At 71.0% G+C, this 13,963-nt stretch carries 13 protein-coding genes; 4 read left to right on the top strand and 9 right to left on the bottom strand.

Features of this window, described 5'->3' with window-relative positions; translation table 11 throughout:
* Window positions 1-2: 2 nt before the first annotated feature.
* From ABIE45_RS14740 to ABIE45_RS14725, 4 genes are all read right to left on the bottom strand, one after another.
* Window positions 3-665 (bottom strand): GDYXXLXY domain-containing protein, encoded by a 663-nt coding sequence (locus ABIE45_RS14740; RefSeq protein WP_192708564.1) that lies wholly within the window; start codon window positions 663-665, stop codon window positions 3-5.
* Window positions 662-1,999 (bottom strand): DUF2157 domain-containing protein, encoded by a 1,338-nt coding sequence (locus ABIE45_RS14735; protein WP_373622355.1) that lies wholly within the window; start codon window positions 1,997-1,999, stop codon window positions 662-664. The genes ABIE45_RS14740 and ABIE45_RS14735 overlap by 4 nt, the downstream gene beginning before the upstream one ends.
* Before the next feature lie 375 nt (window positions 2,000-2,374).
* On the bottom strand, window positions 2,375-3,091 hold the full coding sequence (locus ABIE45_RS14730) for a GNAT family N-acetyltransferase (RefSeq protein ID WP_192708562.1): 717 nt from the start codon (window positions 3,089-3,091) through the stop codon (window positions 2,375-2,377).
* Window positions 3,088-3,714 carry an FMN-binding negative transcriptional regulator gene (locus ABIE45_RS14725; RefSeq protein ID WP_192708561.1) on the bottom strand — a complete coding sequence of 209 codons (627 nt, stop codon included), beginning with the start codon at window positions 3,712-3,714 and terminating at the stop codon, window positions 3,088-3,090. The genes ABIE45_RS14730 and ABIE45_RS14725 overlap by 4 nt, the downstream gene beginning before the upstream one ends.
* A gap of 101 nt (window positions 3,715-3,815) precedes the next feature.
* Here ABIE45_RS14725 and ABIE45_RS14720 point away from each other — a divergent pair, with 101 nt between their 5' ends.
* Entirely contained in the window at window positions 3,816-5,297 is a 1,482-nt protein-coding gene (locus ABIE45_RS14720) for a PLP-dependent aminotransferase family protein (protein ID WP_192708560.1), read from the top strand.
* Window positions 5,298-5,353: 56 nt separating this feature from the next.
* Here ABIE45_RS14720 and ABIE45_RS14715 read toward each other — a convergent pair whose 3' ends face one another.
* The 5 genes from ABIE45_RS14715 to ABIE45_RS14695 form a co-directional block, all read right to left on the bottom strand.
* Window positions 5,354-6,637: a hypothetical protein gene (locus tag ABIE45_RS14715; RefSeq protein WP_373622354.1), complete on the bottom strand. Its 1,284-nt coding sequence runs from the start codon at window positions 6,635-6,637 to the stop codon at window positions 5,354-5,356.
* Between the two features lie 242 nt (window positions 6,638-6,879).
* Window positions 6,880-8,115, bottom strand: a complete 1,236-nt coding sequence (locus ABIE45_RS14710) for a hypothetical protein (RefSeq protein WP_192708559.1) — start codon at window positions 8,113-8,115, stop codon at window positions 6,880-6,882.
* 171 nt (window positions 8,116-8,286) lie between these two features.
* On the bottom strand, window positions 8,287-9,312 hold the full coding sequence (locus ABIE45_RS14705; protein ID WP_192708558.1) for an Hsp33 family molecular chaperone: 1,026 nt from the start codon (window positions 9,310-9,312) through the stop codon (window positions 8,287-8,289).
* A 304-nt stretch (window positions 9,313-9,616) separates the two neighbouring features.
* Window positions 9,617-10,597 (bottom strand): ornithine carbamoyltransferase, encoded by a 981-nt coding sequence (gene argF, locus ABIE45_RS14700; RefSeq protein ID WP_192708557.1) that lies wholly within the window; start codon window positions 10,595-10,597, stop codon window positions 9,617-9,619.
* Between the two features lie 169 nt (window positions 10,598-10,766).
* Window positions 10,767-11,957, bottom strand: coding sequence for an aspartate aminotransferase family protein (locus ABIE45_RS14695; protein ID WP_192708556.1), 1,191 nt, complete (start codon window positions 11,955-11,957; stop codon window positions 10,767-10,769).
* A gap of 272 nt (window positions 11,958-12,229) precedes the next feature.
* On the opposite strand from ABIE45_RS14695, the gene ABIE45_RS14690 reads away from it, so the two are divergent.
* The 3 genes from ABIE45_RS14690 to ABIE45_RS14680 all read left to right on the top strand — a co-directional run bounded on the left by ABIE45_RS14690 (window position 12,230) and on the right by ABIE45_RS14680 (window position 13,808).
* The gene (locus tag ABIE45_RS14690; protein WP_192708555.1) at window positions 12,230-12,703 is read left to right on the top strand and encodes a RidA family protein; all 474 of its coding nucleotides are present in this window, start codon (window positions 12,230-12,232) and stop codon (window positions 12,701-12,703) included.
* 2 nt (window positions 12,704-12,705) lie between these two features.
* Window positions 12,706-13,455, top strand: a complete 750-nt coding sequence (locus ABIE45_RS14685) for a glycerophosphodiester phosphodiesterase family protein (RefSeq protein ID WP_192708554.1) — start codon at window positions 12,706-12,708, stop codon at window positions 13,453-13,455.
* An 86-nt stretch (window positions 13,456-13,541) separates the two neighbouring features.
* Complete coding sequence (locus tag ABIE45_RS14680; RefSeq protein ID WP_373622353.1) at window positions 13,542-13,808, top strand: lysozyme inhibitor LprI family protein; 267 nt, start codon at window positions 13,542-13,544, stop codon at window positions 13,806-13,808.
* Window positions 13,809-13,963 lie beyond the last annotated feature (155 nt).

The raw sequence follows: 13,963 nt of genomic DNA, 5'->3' as shown, positions 1-13,963 counted from the left end.
CCTCACCACAGGCGTGCGGTCTTGGCGAAAGGCTGGCCCGCAACCAGGATCCCGTCGAGCACCGCGTTGCCGTCCGCTGCCACGCGCACGTCGACGAGGATGTCCTTTCGGGCTGCGCGGTCGAGCTTGGCCGGAACGCCCTGGGCGCCGTACCACCGTTCGATTCCGTAGGTCACGACGCCTGTCAGACAGGCGAGACGCTGGCATATGGCGGGCTCGGCCGGCTGGTTGCCGGTTCTGGGGCGGGTGCGGAGCGGAGCGCCCTGGCGCACAAGCATTCCTGAGTTCAGGTGGCCCTTGATGAATGGGACGTCGCCTGCCGGAGGCTCGAACAGCACCTCGTCTGCCCTGTGGACGCCCTCGGCATCGGCGGAGAGACGGAGATAGACGGAGCGCCCGGCCTCGAGACTGCACGATTCGCGAGCCTCGAGATTGCAGCTCGCGGGCGGCGTTCCTGCGCCGATCCCCTGCAGACGCCCGATCTCGTACGTCAGCACGCTGTACTCGCCGCGGAGCAGATCCCGTGGATCCCGGGTCTCGACGGCCAGGCGGACCCAGCGCCCGCCGTTCAGACGCTCAGTCTGCTGCCACGCCAGGAGCGCTGACGGGAGCACCTGGACCACCAACAGGCCGGCGAAGGCGATGCCGAGGATGAGGCTTCTCACGCGGCTCTCCGATCGAGGCGGCGCGCAGCCCAACGACAGGCGAACAGCGCCAGCGTGAGCAGAAGCGCGCAGAGCAGCAGGTTCCCCGAGAAGGCGATGAGATTGCGGGATGCGGCCAGCATGCCCAGCGTGAGGCCGGCGGTCAGCGCCAATCCCCAGCCGTACAGTTCACGCCTGTCCTCGATATGCCCGGCCACGACGAGGATAAGCGCCGGCACGATACCGCCCCATACGGTCCAGACCGTCGCGGGCTCCCGGCTGAGACTGGCGATCAGCCAGACGAGGAGAGCCAGGGCGGCGGCGGCGAGAACGAGGAGATCGCTCGTCGCGGACAACGCCGATGCCGACGCGCGGAGGCGGACCAGGATGAGCGCGGCGATCGCGATCGCCGCGAAGGCGAGCGCCACCGCTGGGGTTGGCTGCGCGCCGCCGAACCCCAGTATGCGCGCCGAGACCATGACGATTCCGAGGAGGATGAGGCCGACAGCCGCGCGCGCGACCGCCTGCGCACCGCCGTGCAGGCGGGTCGCCCATGGGTTCTCCCGCGAGAGACGCGCCAGCACGTGGCCCAGGGCGAGGGCGAGAGCCGCCACGGACAGGATCCGGTCGGGCGACAGAAGGAACATCGATCCTGCAGGTGTGCTCCCAAGATGGTTGCTGAGCACGACCAGGAGCAGGAGCAGCGTCGTCTCGCGTGCCCGCAGCCAGCCCGAGAGACTTGCGAGGAACAGCGCGGGGCCGACCATCCAGAACCAGGGTTCGGATTCGGAGACGGCCTCTCCCCGCAGCAGGCCGAGGTCGAGGGCGCCGGGGCCCGCATCGCTCGCGACAAGCGCCATGCAGGCGATCACGGCCGCGCCGCTGGATCGTGCGACGAGCGCCGTCGCCAGGCCGAGAACCGCGACGGTCCCGGCAAAACCGCGGGGGTCGGCAGCCACGTGGAAGGTCTGCCCGACCAGGGCCAGCGTGGCCGTCGCGATGGCGAGCGATAGGGTCGCGAGGCCATCGACGAGCCTGTGCGCCGTGCCGGATTGATCGCGGGCACGGCGTTGCGCCGCGAAGTAGGTGGCGGATACGGCCGCGGCGTTGGCGAGGAAGAGCACGATCAGCCGCCCGGACGGCGGCATCGCCGACCAGTTCGCGGCCACGAACGCGATGACGGAGGGCGCCACGAGGAGGAGGATGCACAGAGCGAGGGCGGTCTGGAGGTGCCGCAGACCCCGGGGCGCGAGGGCATGGGCGGCGATGCGCTCGGCCTGCTCCGGCTGGATCAAGCCGCGTTCCTGCCAGTCACGGAGGTCACGCCGGAGGCGCGCGGAATAGGACAGCGGCATGGATCGCCTTCACGCGTTGCCACGCATGGTGTGAGACGAGCTCTTAAATCTCCAACACCGGATCCGAATGCGAGTTTTCGCACATCGGATGATGCTTATTGTTCGTTGAACAGGGCGGAAGGCATTGAAGCGAGCGCTCTTCACTCTCTGCAGTCTCTGATGACCCTCGCTGTCCGTCAGGGAGCGGACGAACGAGGGGCGTCGTCAGGTCACGCTGGAGCGGACAGCCGCGTCGCGTGACGTTTTGGCGGTCTGCTTGTAGCGAAGTCAGACCGTGGCCCGGCCTTGAGCCGGTCAAGCTGCTCGAGGCCGGGCGCGATAGTGTCTCGTCGGTGTCATGGGCTTCGACGGTGCGGCGTTGCCGGACGACAACGCTTACCGAACCGCCTCGCGCAGCTCCGCCAACCCACGCCGCTGCCGGCCCTCCGCGTCGAAATTTGCAGGGTCAAGCCAGGCCGCGAAGCCGGCGCGCACCCGCGGCCACTCGGCATCGGTGATCGAGAACCAGGCCGTGTCGCGGGAGCGGCCCTTCACCACGACGGCGTTGCGGAAGATGCCCTCGAAGGTGAAACCGAGGCGCAGGGCGGCTGCTCGGGATGGGGCGTTGAGGCTGTCGCACTTCCACTCGTACCTGCGGTAGCCCAGCTCATCGAAGGCCCGGGTCATCATCAGCGCCATCGCCTCCGTGGCGGCGGGCGCGCGCTGAAGCTTCGGCCCGAAATGCAGATGGCCGACCTCGATCACCCCGTTGCCGGGGTCGATCCGCAGATACGAGGCGATCCCCAGAATCTCTTCGCTCGCGCGGTCGAGCACCACGTGGAAGAGCGGATCCTGGCTCGTCTCCATGGCCTCAAGCCGTACCCGGTAGACGGCTTCACTCGCGGGCATCGCGTCGCCGAGATAGGTCCAGCCGCGCGTATCGGGCGCTGCGCTGTAGGTCGCGAACAGGCCGGCCGTGTGCGCCTCCGCGACCAGGGGCACGACCCGGCAGGTGCGGCCCTCCATGGGCGACCGCGGTGGCCGCGGCCGCGCCGTCCAATCCGAGAGGTCCGGACCGATCGGCTGGCCGAATTCGTTGAGGCGCGCGCTCATGCCGGGCTCCGCTCGGCGATCAGGCCGGCGAGAACCGGTTCGCCCGCCGCCTGGAAGCCGGCCATGACGCCGTGCCGGTCCGCTTCGGACCTGTTCTGGCTCATCTTCCATTTCCCCTCGATGCGGGTGATCGGGATCTCGACGCCGACGAGCGCCCGGACCTGCGCGGCGACGAACGGCTCGGGCGCGTCCGACACGGCCCAGGGCGCCGCGCGCGGAGCCTCACGCAGGGCGGTGAGGTCGGCGATCTGTCGGTGCAGCCAGTCCGCCGTCTCGATCACCCGGGGTCGGCCCCAGGCATGGACGGTGGCGTAGTTCCAGGTCGGCACCACGCGCCCGTGCTCGCGCTTGCTCGCGTACCAGCTGGGCGTGACGTAGCCCTGAGGTCCCTGGAACACCACCAGGCACTCCTCCACCGCGGCAAGCTCAGGCCCCTGCGGGTTGGCGCGGGCGAGGTGGGCCCGCAGCGTGCCGTGCTCTCCGACCGCGTCGAGGAGGAAGGGGATCGGGTTGGCGATGAGACCGCCCGGCCCGGCGGTGACCAGGAGGCCTAGCGGATGGGCGCGGATCAGCGCGTGCTGGGCGGCTTGGCTGTCCTCCCGATAGTGCGGCGGCTGGTACATCGCCCCTGTCCTGTCTGTCACCTGGATACGGCTCTGCTTGATCCGCTGGCGGACCAGAGGAAAGGTCCAATTTTATGAACCCAACTGGACCAGTTCGCCCGATGCCCAAAGGGCCGCTTCCGCTGCCCGTCAGCCTCGATCCGGCGGCACCAATGCCGCTGCACGTGCAGCTCCGCGAGGGCCTGCGAACGGCCATCCTCGACCGTCGCCTGCCGCGCGGTGCCCGGCTGCCGGCCTCGCGGGTTCTGGCGGCGGATCTCGGCTGCGCCCGCGGCACCGTGGTGCTGGCCCTGGAGCAGCTCACCGCGGAGGGCTACCTGACGGCGCGGCCCGGCTCGGCCACGCGCGTCGCCGCGGTCTTGCCGGACGATGCGGTCCCGCATTCCGGGCCGGTCGCCCGGACGGCCGTCGGACCGGCGCCGACGCTGTCGCGGCGCGGAGCCGAACGCGTCCGCGCACCGTCGCAGCGCTACATGGCGGGACCGGGCGTCCCCGACGCCTTCGCCCTCGGCCGTCCGGCTCTGGACGCGTTCCCCTACGAGGTCTGGGCGCGCCTGCTCCAGGCGGAGTGGCGCCACGGTCCGGCCGAGCGGACCGACCCGCGCGGCTCGCCGGCGCTACGCGGGGCGATCGCCGCCTTCCTCGCCCAGGCCCGCGGTGTCGTCTGCGAGGCCGACGACGTCATCGTCACGGCGGGCATCCGCCAGAGCCTGCGCCTCTTGGCCGAGCTGCTCCTCGATCCGGGCGAGACCGCTTGGGTCGAGGAGCCGGGCTTCCCCGGGATCGCCCGGGCGCTGGCGGGCGCGGGCCTGCGCGTTGCGCCGATCCCGATCGGGCCGGGCGGCCTCTCGGCAAGCCGCGGGGCAGCCGCGGCGCCCGGCGCCCGGCTCGCCGTGGTCACGCCGGCCCAGCATTACCCCCTCGGCTACGCCATGAGCCTCGAGAACCGGCTGGACCTCTTGGCCTGGGCGGACGCTGCTTCGGGCTGGATCGTCGAGGACGATTACGACGGGGCGTACCGCTATGCCGGGCGCCCGCTCGCACCGCTGCGCGCCCTCGATCGCGGCGGGCGGGTGATCTATGTCGGCAGCTTCTCCAAGCTCCTGCTGCCCGCCCTGGGCCTGAGCTACCTCGTCCTGCCGCGCGGCCTCGTGGCGCCGGTCAACCAAGCTCTCGCCGAAACCGGTCCGGCCCCGCCCGGAATCGGCCAGTGGGCGCTGGCCCGCTTCATCGAGGACGGCCATCTCGCCGGTCACCTGCGGCGGACCCGCCGCCTCTATGCCCTGCGCCAGGACGCGCTGGTGGAGGCTGCAAGGCGCCACGCGGCGGACGTGATCGCGGTGGCTCCGATGGAGGGCGGCATGCATCTCATCGCCCGGCCGGGCCCCACCTGGACGCCGTCCCTCGCCGATCACGCCGCCGCCGCCGCGCTCGGTCGGGCCGGGATCTCTGCGGTGGCGCTGTCGGCCTACCATGCCGGCGCGCCGGAGCCGGGGTTGCTTCTGGGCTACGCCGCGGTGCCGGAGCGCGCGATCGAACCGGCCGTGCGGCGGATGGCGGAGGCACTGCGGCTGGCGAGCTGAGCGGGTGCAGGTCGCGCGTCGGTGACGGCTCGCCAAGCCCGGAGCCGAACGGAGCGTCAGTGGACGAGTGCGCCCGTCTCCGTGAACCGGACCAGCCGCTCGACCAGCGGCGCCACCATCACCCGGTCGAGCTGCGGCAGCAGACCGTGCCGAGCGTGCGCGACGTTCGCCTCGGCCTGCTCCCGTGCCCGGCGGTGCCAGGCCGCGCGGTCGCTCCTGCAGTCGGCCCACGCCCGCTCGATCGATCGGAACACCCGGTGCAGCCGCTCGGCCGGTTCGGTGACCGGATCGTAGTCATGATCGATCAGGCTGCCGAAGGTGTGGAAGCCCAGTTCCGACAGCCGCGCGACGGCCCGGGGCGCGCCGACCATCACGAAGGGCAGCCCGGTCGCGGCGGCCTTGAGAGACTTCTCCGTGACGCGCTCGACCCCGCCCTCGAAGAAGTCGGTCTCGGAGATGACGGTGAGGTCACAATCCGCGTAGGCGCGGGTGTCCAGGGTCATCACCATGTCGGTGCCGTCGGCAGGGGGATCGATCCGCCGGGCCTGCCGGGGGATCCAGTCGCCGACATCGGCGAGCAGAGGCCCGAAGGCGGCCTCGATTTCCGGCGGGGCGTGGAAGACGTTGATGCCGCCGGCCTTCGGGTTGTCCGCCCCGATGCCGTGGAACGAGATCAGCCCGTCCCGATCCATGCCGTTGAGCTGGAACCAGCGGTACAGCAGGACCCGGTGCCAACGCAGGGCCGCGTTCTGGCAGAGAAAGCGCGCGGGCCCGAAAGCCCGTGCGAAGGGCACGTATCCGGTGCGGTCAAGCGGATGCTGCGGGAACAGCCGCGGGCCCGCCTCCGCGTCGAGCCAGAGGGCGACCTGCAGCGGGAAGAACTCGAAGGTCCAGAAGCGCAGGCCCTCACCGTAGAGCCGCTCGTAATCCAGGCGCAGCATCCTGTTCTGCGACACGAGGATGACCCGGTCGCGGGGGATCCCGAGCCCGTCGAGGTTGCGATGCAGCGCCTCGAAGGTCGGGGCGTGGAGTCCCGGCCCCTCGTTCGACAGGTCGAGGAGGAGCGCCGCCCGTCCAGCGCGCAGGTTCTCGGCGTCACCCGGCTGCAGCAGGTCCAGCCGCCCGTTCGCGTCCGGGAAACCCAGGCGGACGAAGTCGAGGACCGGCAGGCACAGCACATGGTTCGCCTCGCCCGGATGGTGCGTGACGGTAGCGCGCTTCCCCATCCAGCCGAGGGCCGCCGGCAGGAAATGGCCGGCTTCGCCCCGCGGAACGAGGAGGATCTCGGAGGAGAGCTGGCTCATCGTGACGCCCGAGCGGCCGGTTCGGAGGCGGTCCACCGCGCCGGTGCCGCGCGGAGCCGGATAAAGATTCCGGGCCGATGCGTCGAGGTGGGACTCTCATCGGTCGACAGACCGCATGTGAGGTCCGGGCGGTGAGCAACTCGCAAATCCGGGTCCGTCGGTGTATCCGAGCTGTCATCCCGGAGCCGCGCAGCGGCGCTCGCGATGATTCCCGCCGCTGCGCAGGGCTGTCGGGAGGGGCCGCCGAGGCCCCTCCCCGCCTTCTTGTCCAGTCCGCCTCAGTTGCGGCCGACACCCGTCTGGCCGCTGGACTGGCCGCCCGAGCGGCCTGCGCCCTGGGCACCGCCCATGCTGCCGCCGCTCATGCCGCCACGCTCGGCGCCGCCCGTGCGGCCGCTTTCGGTGCCGCCAGCCTTCATGCCACCCTGCTGACCGCCGCGATCCGAGGCGTTGCGGATGCCGTCCTGCTGCTGGCCGCCGCGCATGTCGCTGTTGCGCATGCCGTCGTTCTTGCGGTCCTGGCCGGCCGTGCGGTCCATCCCGCGATCCTGGCCGCGATCCAGCCGGCCCTCGTTGCGACCGTCATGCCGGCCCTCGTTGCGCGAGGCGTTGCGGATGCCGTCCCGGTCGCCGTGCTTGTCGAAGCGCGCGCCGGCGCGCTGCTCGGACCGGAAGCTGGCGCTGACGGTGCCGCCGCCGCTCAGGCGCCGGTACTCGTCGGAGCCGTAGCGTACGCGGTGACCGCGGATCGTGACGAAGCGGTCCTCCTGCACCGAGACGAGGCGACGATACTCCGGCGAGCCGTACAGGACCCGGTGGCCGCGCACGACCACGTAGCGCTCGCGCGGGCCGGTCTCGCGGACGCTGACGAGGCGCTTGTACTCCGGCGAGCCATAGAGGACCCGCTGGCCGCGGATGACGACGTAGCGCTCACGCGGGCCGCGGTTCTCGGTGACGATCAGGCGGCGATATTCCGGCGAGCCGTAGACGACCCGGCGGCCGCCGATGAACACATAGCGGCCCTCGCGGCGGTATCCGCCCTCGACCCGGCTCGAACGCACGTCGGTCCGGCTGCTGACGTCGGTCCGGCCGCGGAAGTCGGCACGGCCGTCGCGATGATCGCCGCGCTCGCTGCGCTCCGCCCGTGCGCCGTTGCGGTCGCCGCGCTCCGCACGATCACCGTTGCGATCACCCCGATCGTTGCGCTCGGCGCGGGCACCGTCGCGATCCGCGCGCTCGGCACCGGCGCGACCGCGGTCCTGTGCCATCCGGCCCTCGCCGCCCGCGTCCCGGCCCTGCGCGGAGCGGCCCGTCTCGGCGCCGCCCCGGTCGGATCCGGCCTGGCTGCCACCCTGCAGGCCGCCCCGGTCACCGCCGCCGGCCTTCATGCCGGACTCGGCTCCGCCCTGGCCGCCGCGGCCGCTCATCCCGGCGCCAGCGCCGGCGCCGCCCTGTTGCGCATAGGCCGAGGTGCTGATCAGCAGCGCGGCCAGACCGATGGACAATTTCCGCATGGGAATTCCTCCGATGTTGAATCTGCCACGCAACGTCGAAGGTCCGGAAACGGTTCGGGTCTGGCTCCTTAAAAATTCACGCAACGAATACGGGTATTAACGCGTTACGCGGACGAAGCTTGGCCGTAGGCGCGGAGAGATAGTCTCGCGCCCTCAGTCTCAGTTCAGTCTCTACTGCTTAGGCTGCTCGGCGATCTCGGCCTCGACCTCCTGCGGGTCGAGGTCGTACCGACGAGAGCAGAATTCGCAGGTGATGACGATCCGTCCGTCATCCGCCACCATGTCGTGCCGCTCCTGCGGCGAGAACGAACGGATCATGCCCATCACCCGCTCGCGGGAGCAGCGGCAGGTCTCGTGCACGGGCTGACGCTCGAAGACCCGCACCCCGCGCTCGTGGAACAGCCTGTAGAGCAGGCGCTCGCTCGAGACGTTGGGATCGACCAGTTCGTGATCCTCGATCGTGGCGACCAGGGAGCGCGCCTCGACCCAGGCATCGTCCTCGGGCGCGGCGCCGGAGAGATGCGCGTGCCCCTCCGGGATGTCGCCCGGCGGCAGGTCGGCGAGCCGGGCGCGGTCGACCGATTGCGGCAGGAACTGTACGAGCAGGCCGCCGGCCCGCCAGCGGCCCGCCACCTCGTCCACGGCCTCCGCCACGGCGAGGCGCACCTCCGTGGGGATCTGCTCGGACTGGCGGAAATATTGGTGCGCGGCCTCCTCCAGGCTCTGACCTTCCAGGGCGACCACGCCCTGGTAACGGCTGGCGGCCGTACCCTGGTCGATGGTCATGGCGAGATGACCCGTGCCGATCAGCTCGGAATCCTTGAGCGGGCCGGTACCCAGGGCCGCGACGCGCTCCGCATCGAACCGGGCGGTGGCGCGCAGGCGGTCGGGCGCCTCGAAATCGACCACGATCATCGCCACCGGGCCGTCGGTCTTGGTCTGGAGCTGGAACCGGCCCTCGAACTTGAGGGAGGAGCCGAGCAGCACCGTCAGCGCCGCCGCCTCGCCGAGCAGCCGGGCGACCGGGTCCGGATAGCCATGGCGGCGCAGGATCGTGTCCACGGAATCGCCGAGCCGGACCACGCGACCGCGCACGTCCAGAGCCTCCACGGCGAAGGGCAGCACGGCGTCGTCCTCGCCCGCGTGGCCATTACCGGCGGTCTGGTGCTGCGGCTGAGATTGCGTTCCTGAGGTCATACCCTCTCCGATCGATGCGTCCGGCGCCCGCGGCGCCCTGCTCCCGGATCAGGCGGCCGTCCCGACAGGGCGCGGCTTCGTTCTCCGCACGGGCCGGGCGGGGTGAGGCGATGTCCGTGGCGGAGCGACCGAATCCCTCACCCCGCCCGGCCCGTGCGAAAAGGACGGCGCCGCGCGCCACATCCGTCGCCGGGATGACCGCCTGTCGGCAGCCGTGATGGGGAGGCGGGCGGCGTGTGCCACCCGCTGACGCCTATATGGGGCGCCGGCCACACGAGCGCGAGACCGGACCAAGCCGCCCGGATCAGAGGCCGCCCGCGCCCAGGCACCAGGCCAGAATGCCCTTCTGCGCGTGCAGACGGTTCTCGGCCTCGTCGAACACGACGGAGCTCGGGCCGTCCATGACCTCGGCCGTCACCTCCTCGCCGCGATGGGCCGGCAGACAGTGCATGAAGATCGCGTCCCGGTTGGCCGCGGCCATCAACTTGGCGTTGACCTGATAGGGGCTCAGCAGATTGTGGCGGTGAGCCTCGTCGTCGTCCCCCATGGACACCCAGCAATCCGTCACCACCGCATCGGCGCCGTCCACGGCCGCGAAGGCATCCGTCGTCACGTTGAGGTCGGCGCCCTCCTGCTTGGCCCAGGCGAGCAGAGCGGGCGGCGGCGCGAGTTCGGGGGGACTCGCCACGTTGAGCGTGAAGTCGAGCCGCGCCGCCGCGTGGACCCAGCTGGCCAGCACGTTATTGGAATCGCCCGACCACGCCACGGTCCGGCCCTTGATCGGCCCGCGATGCTCCTCGAAGGTCAGCACGTCCGCCATGATCTGGCACGGATGCGAGACCTTGGTTAGCGCATTGATCACCGGCACCGTGGCGTACTCGGCGAGTTCCAGCATCTGACCGTGGTCGAGGATGCGGATCATGATCGCGTCGACGAAGCGGGACAGAACCTGCGCGGTATCGCCGATCGTCTCGCCGCGGCCGAGCTGCATCTCGGAGCCGGTGAGCATCAGGGTCTCGCCGCCGAGTTCGCGCATCGCCACGTCGAACGAGACGCGAGTGCGGGTCGAGGGGCGGTCGAACACCATCGCCAGGGTCTTGCCCGTGAGCGGGCGCTCGGTCGCGAGTTCGCCCTTGCGGCGGCGCGCCTTGATGGCGGCGCTGGCATCGAGGACCCGGCGCAGCTCGGCACCGGAGAAATCCTTGAGGTCGAGGAAATGGCGAGGGCCGGCACCGTTCAGGTGCGGGGCCTGGGCCTGGGCCCGGCCGTCAATTTGGGCTTTCATCGCGTCACGTTACCTAGAGTCTGCTCAACGATCACCTGATCATGAACCGCACTCTACCTCCTTGCAGGGGCGTCTCCGTCCGGCGCGGCGGGATCGCGCGCGCCCGGAAACGCTTCGAGCCGCCCCCCGCGGCGCGGGGGGGCGGTGTTCTGAAATCCGATCTCGGACCTTACTCGGCGGCTCCGCGCACGGCTTCGAAGCCGGACGCCGCCGCGTCGAGGCGCCGGACGGCCTCATCGATCTCGGCGTCGCCGATGGTGAGCGGCGGCAGGAGGCGGACGATGTTGTCGCCCGCCGGGATCACCAGGAGATGCGCGTCCCGGGCCGCGGCGGCGAAGTCGGTGTTCGGCACGCCGAGCTTGAGGCCGAGCATCAGCCCCTCTCCGCGGATCTCCTCGAAGACGTGCGGGTGCCGGTCGCGCAGGGCCGCGAGCTTCTGCTTGAGGATCAGGCCCGAACGGGCGACGCGCTCCAGGAAGCCCTCTTCCAGGACGACGTCGAGCACGGCGTTGCCCACCGCCATGGCGAGCGGGTTGCCGCCGAAGGTGGTGCCGTGCGTGCCGGCAGTCATGCCGCGGGCCGCCTCGCGGGTCGCGAGGCAGGCGCCGAGCGGGAAGCCGCCGCCGATTCCCTTCGCGACGCTCATGATGTCCGGGGTGATGCCGGACCATTCGTGGGCGAACAGACGCCCGGTGCGGCCGACGCCGGTCTGGACCTCGTCCATGATCAGCAGCAGGCCGTGGGCGTCGCAGATCTCGCGGAGCCGGCGCAGATCCGCATGGGGGATTTCCCGCACGCCGCCCTCGCCCTGGATCGGCTCGATCATCAGCGCGGCCGTCTCGGGGCCGATCACCGCCTCGAGCGCCGCCCAGTCGCCGGCCGCTACCTGATCGAAGCCCTCCACCTTGGGCCCGAAGCCCTCGATGTATTTCTGCTGGCCGCCGGCCGCGAGAGTCGCCAGCGTGCGCCCGTGGAAGGCGCCCGCGAAGGTGACGATCCGGAACCGCTCGGGCTGGCCGCCGGCGGCGTGATACTTCCGGGCGATCTTGATCGCCGCCTCGTTGGCCTCGGCCCCCGAGTTGCAGAAGAACACCACGTCCGCGAAGGTCGCGTCGACCAGGCGCTGCCCGAGGCGCTCGCCGCCGGGGATCTGGAACAGGTTCGAGGTGTGCCAGATTTTTGCCGCCTGCTCGGCCAGGGCGTTGACCAAGTGCGGGTGGGCATGGCCGAGTCCGTTGACCGCGATACCGGCGCCGAAGTCGAGATATCGCTCGCCGCCCTCCGTCACGAGCCAGGCGCCCTCGCCGCGCTCGAAGGCGAGCGGCGCGCGGACGTAGGTCGGCAGAAGGGCTGACGTCACGGGTCCCATCTCCGTTTCATGCAGAAGTCGCGGAGCAAGCGTAGCCGGCTCCAAATGAAAGTGCCGCCTCAGTGATGGGCGGCACGCGCGCGATTACTATGAAAGAGGCCGGCCCTGTCAACGGTTCTATGCTCGGCGCGCGCGCGCGGCTGCTCTGCGCGACACCGTCAAACCGCTGATGTCCCGATCGTTCAGTCGGCCTTTTTCCTTGCGCGGCGGGGGGCGGCCATGCTCCAGCCTCGGGCGGATTTTAGTCAGCGAGGGAGATCGCGATGAGTACGGTCAAGGAACGCCTGGAGGCTCTGGGCCTCACCCTGCCGAAGGCGGCGGCGCCGGTGGCGAACTACGTGCCGTTCGTGCGCACGGGCACGCTCGTGGTGATCTCCGGCCAGATCTGCTTCGGCACGGACGGCAAGCTCGCCGCCGAGCACACGGGCAAGGTCGGCGGCAACGTCTCGGCCGAGGCCGGCAAGGCGGCCGCCCGGCTCTGCGCCCTCAACGTGCTCGCCCAGCTCGAGGCCGCGGTGGGCGACCTCGACCGCGCGGTGGTCCAATGCGTGCGACTCGGCGGCTTCATCAACGCGGCGCCGGGCTTCTCGGCGGTGGCCGGCGTCATGAACGGCGCCTCCGACCTGATGGTCGAGCTGCTCGGCGATCGCGGGCGCCACGCCCGCTCGACCGTCGGCGTGGCGGAACTGCCCCTCGACGCTGCCGTCGAGGTCGAGGCCATGTTCGAGGTCCGGTAGCCATGGCCGCGCCCGACTGGCTCACCGCACGGCCGATCGCCCATCGCGGGCTGCATGACCGGGCGGCGGGCCGGCCGGAGAACACCCTGGCGGCCGCCCGGGCGGCGGTGGCCGGCGGCTTCGCCATCGAGTGCGACGTGCAACTGAGTGCCGACGGCGAGGCGATGGTGTACCACGACGCCGCCCTCGGGCGGCTGACGGAAGCGAGCGAATCGGTCGCGTCGAAATCCGCGGCCGCGCTCGGGCGCCTTGGGATCGCCGGCACCGCCGAGACGATGCCGACGCTGCCGGCCTTCCTGGCGGCGGTGGACGGCGCCGTTCCGGTGGTGATCGAGGTCAAGTCCCGCTACGACGGCGACCTGCGGCTCGCCACCCGCGCCGCCGAAGTCGCGGCGGCCTACAAAGGCCCGGTGGCTTTAAAATCCTTCGACCCGCAGATCGTCGCGGCCCTGCGGGACCTCTGCCCGCCGACGGTCCCGCGCGGGATCGTGGCGGAGACCACGCAGGACGACCCGATCTACGCGGCGCTCCCGCCGAGCGCCCGCCTAGGTTTGTCCAACCTCCTGCACTTCGCCGAGACGCGGCCGGATTTCCTGTCCTGGCGCGTCGACGACCTGCCCTGCGCGCCGACCTATCTGTGCCGGCTGCTCGGCCGGATCCCGGTGATGACTTGGACGGTCCGGACCGAGGATCAGCGTGCCCGCGCGGGCACGCATGCGGACCAGATGGTGTTCGAGGGGTTCGTGCCGTGAAGCGAAGGTTGTTCGTCGGCCTAACGGCGTTCCTGATCGCTTCCGGACCGGCGCGGGCGGCCGATCCCTGCAGCGGCGCGACCCAGATGGATCTGAACGCTTGCGCCGGGGCCGCGTACGACCGCGCGGATGCGGCGATGAACCAGGCGTATACCCGGCTGATGAAGCAGATCGGCCCCAAGGCGAAGGACGGTTTGCGCGCGGCCCAGAAGGCCTGGCTGCCGTTCCGGGACGCGAGCTGCGCCCTGGAGGCGATGGGCGTCGAGGGCGGCTCCATGCAGCCGCAGGTCCGCGCGGACTGCCTGGCGCGTGTCACGGCCGCGCGAACCTCGGTACTGAACAGGGGTATCTGACCTGCAGCGAGAGGGACGTCGCCTGCGTCGGCCGGTTCGGCGAGTGAAGCGCCTGGGCTTCGGCCTCGTCCAACGGATGTGAAAGCGGTTTCGTTAGGCGCCCGGTTGAAAGGCTGCCATCGCCGCCGCGCGCATCCGCCCGCTTGCTCCGCTCC

This window comes from Methylobacterium sp. OAE515 (genome assembly GCF_041806315.1).
In the GTDB taxonomy this organism is placed as follows: Bacteria; Pseudomonadota; Alphaproteobacteria; order Rhizobiales; family Beijerinckiaceae; genus Methylobacterium; species Methylobacterium tardum.
The sequence above is the reverse complement of the archived record's forward strand: the minus strand, read 5'-3'. Positions and strand labels throughout refer to the sequence as shown.

Coding starts and splice junctions, on each gene's coding strand:
- ABIE45_RS14680 (WP_373622353.1), top strand. CDS start 13,542: ATGGATCTGAACGCTTGCGCCGGGGCCGCGTACGACCGCGCGGATGCG.
- argF (WP_192708557.1), bottom strand. CDS start 10,597: ATGAAAGCCCAAATTGACGGCCGGGCCCAGGCCCAGGCCCCGCACCTG.
- ABIE45_RS14730 (WP_192708562.1), bottom strand. CDS start 3,091: ATGAGCGCGCGCCTCAACGAATTCGGCCAGCCGATCGGTCCGGACCTC.
- ABIE45_RS14690 (WP_192708555.1), top strand. CDS start 12,230: ATGAGTACGGTCAAGGAACGCCTGGAGGCTCTGGGCCTCACCCTGCCG.
- ABIE45_RS14735 (WP_373622355.1), bottom strand. CDS start 1,999: ATGCCGCTGTCCTATTCCGCGCGCCTCCGGCGTGACCTCCGTGACTGG.
- ABIE45_RS14705 (WP_192708558.1), bottom strand. CDS start 9,312: ATGACCTCAGGAACGCAATCTCAGCCGCAGCACCAGACCGCCGGTAAT.
- ABIE45_RS14720 (WP_192708560.1), top strand. CDS start 3,816: ATGCCCAAAGGGCCGCTTCCGCTGCCCGTCAGCCTCGATCCGGCGGCA.
- ABIE45_RS14725 (WP_192708561.1), bottom strand. CDS start 3,714: ATGTACCAGCCGCCGCACTATCGGGAGGACAGCCAAGCCGCCCAGCAC.
- ABIE45_RS14710 (WP_192708559.1), bottom strand. CDS start 8,115: ATGCGGAAATTGTCCATCGGTCTGGCCGCGCTGCTGATCAGCACCTCG.
- ABIE45_RS14685 (WP_192708554.1), top strand. CDS start 12,706: ATGGCCGCGCCCGACTGGCTCACCGCACGGCCGATCGCCCATCGCGGG.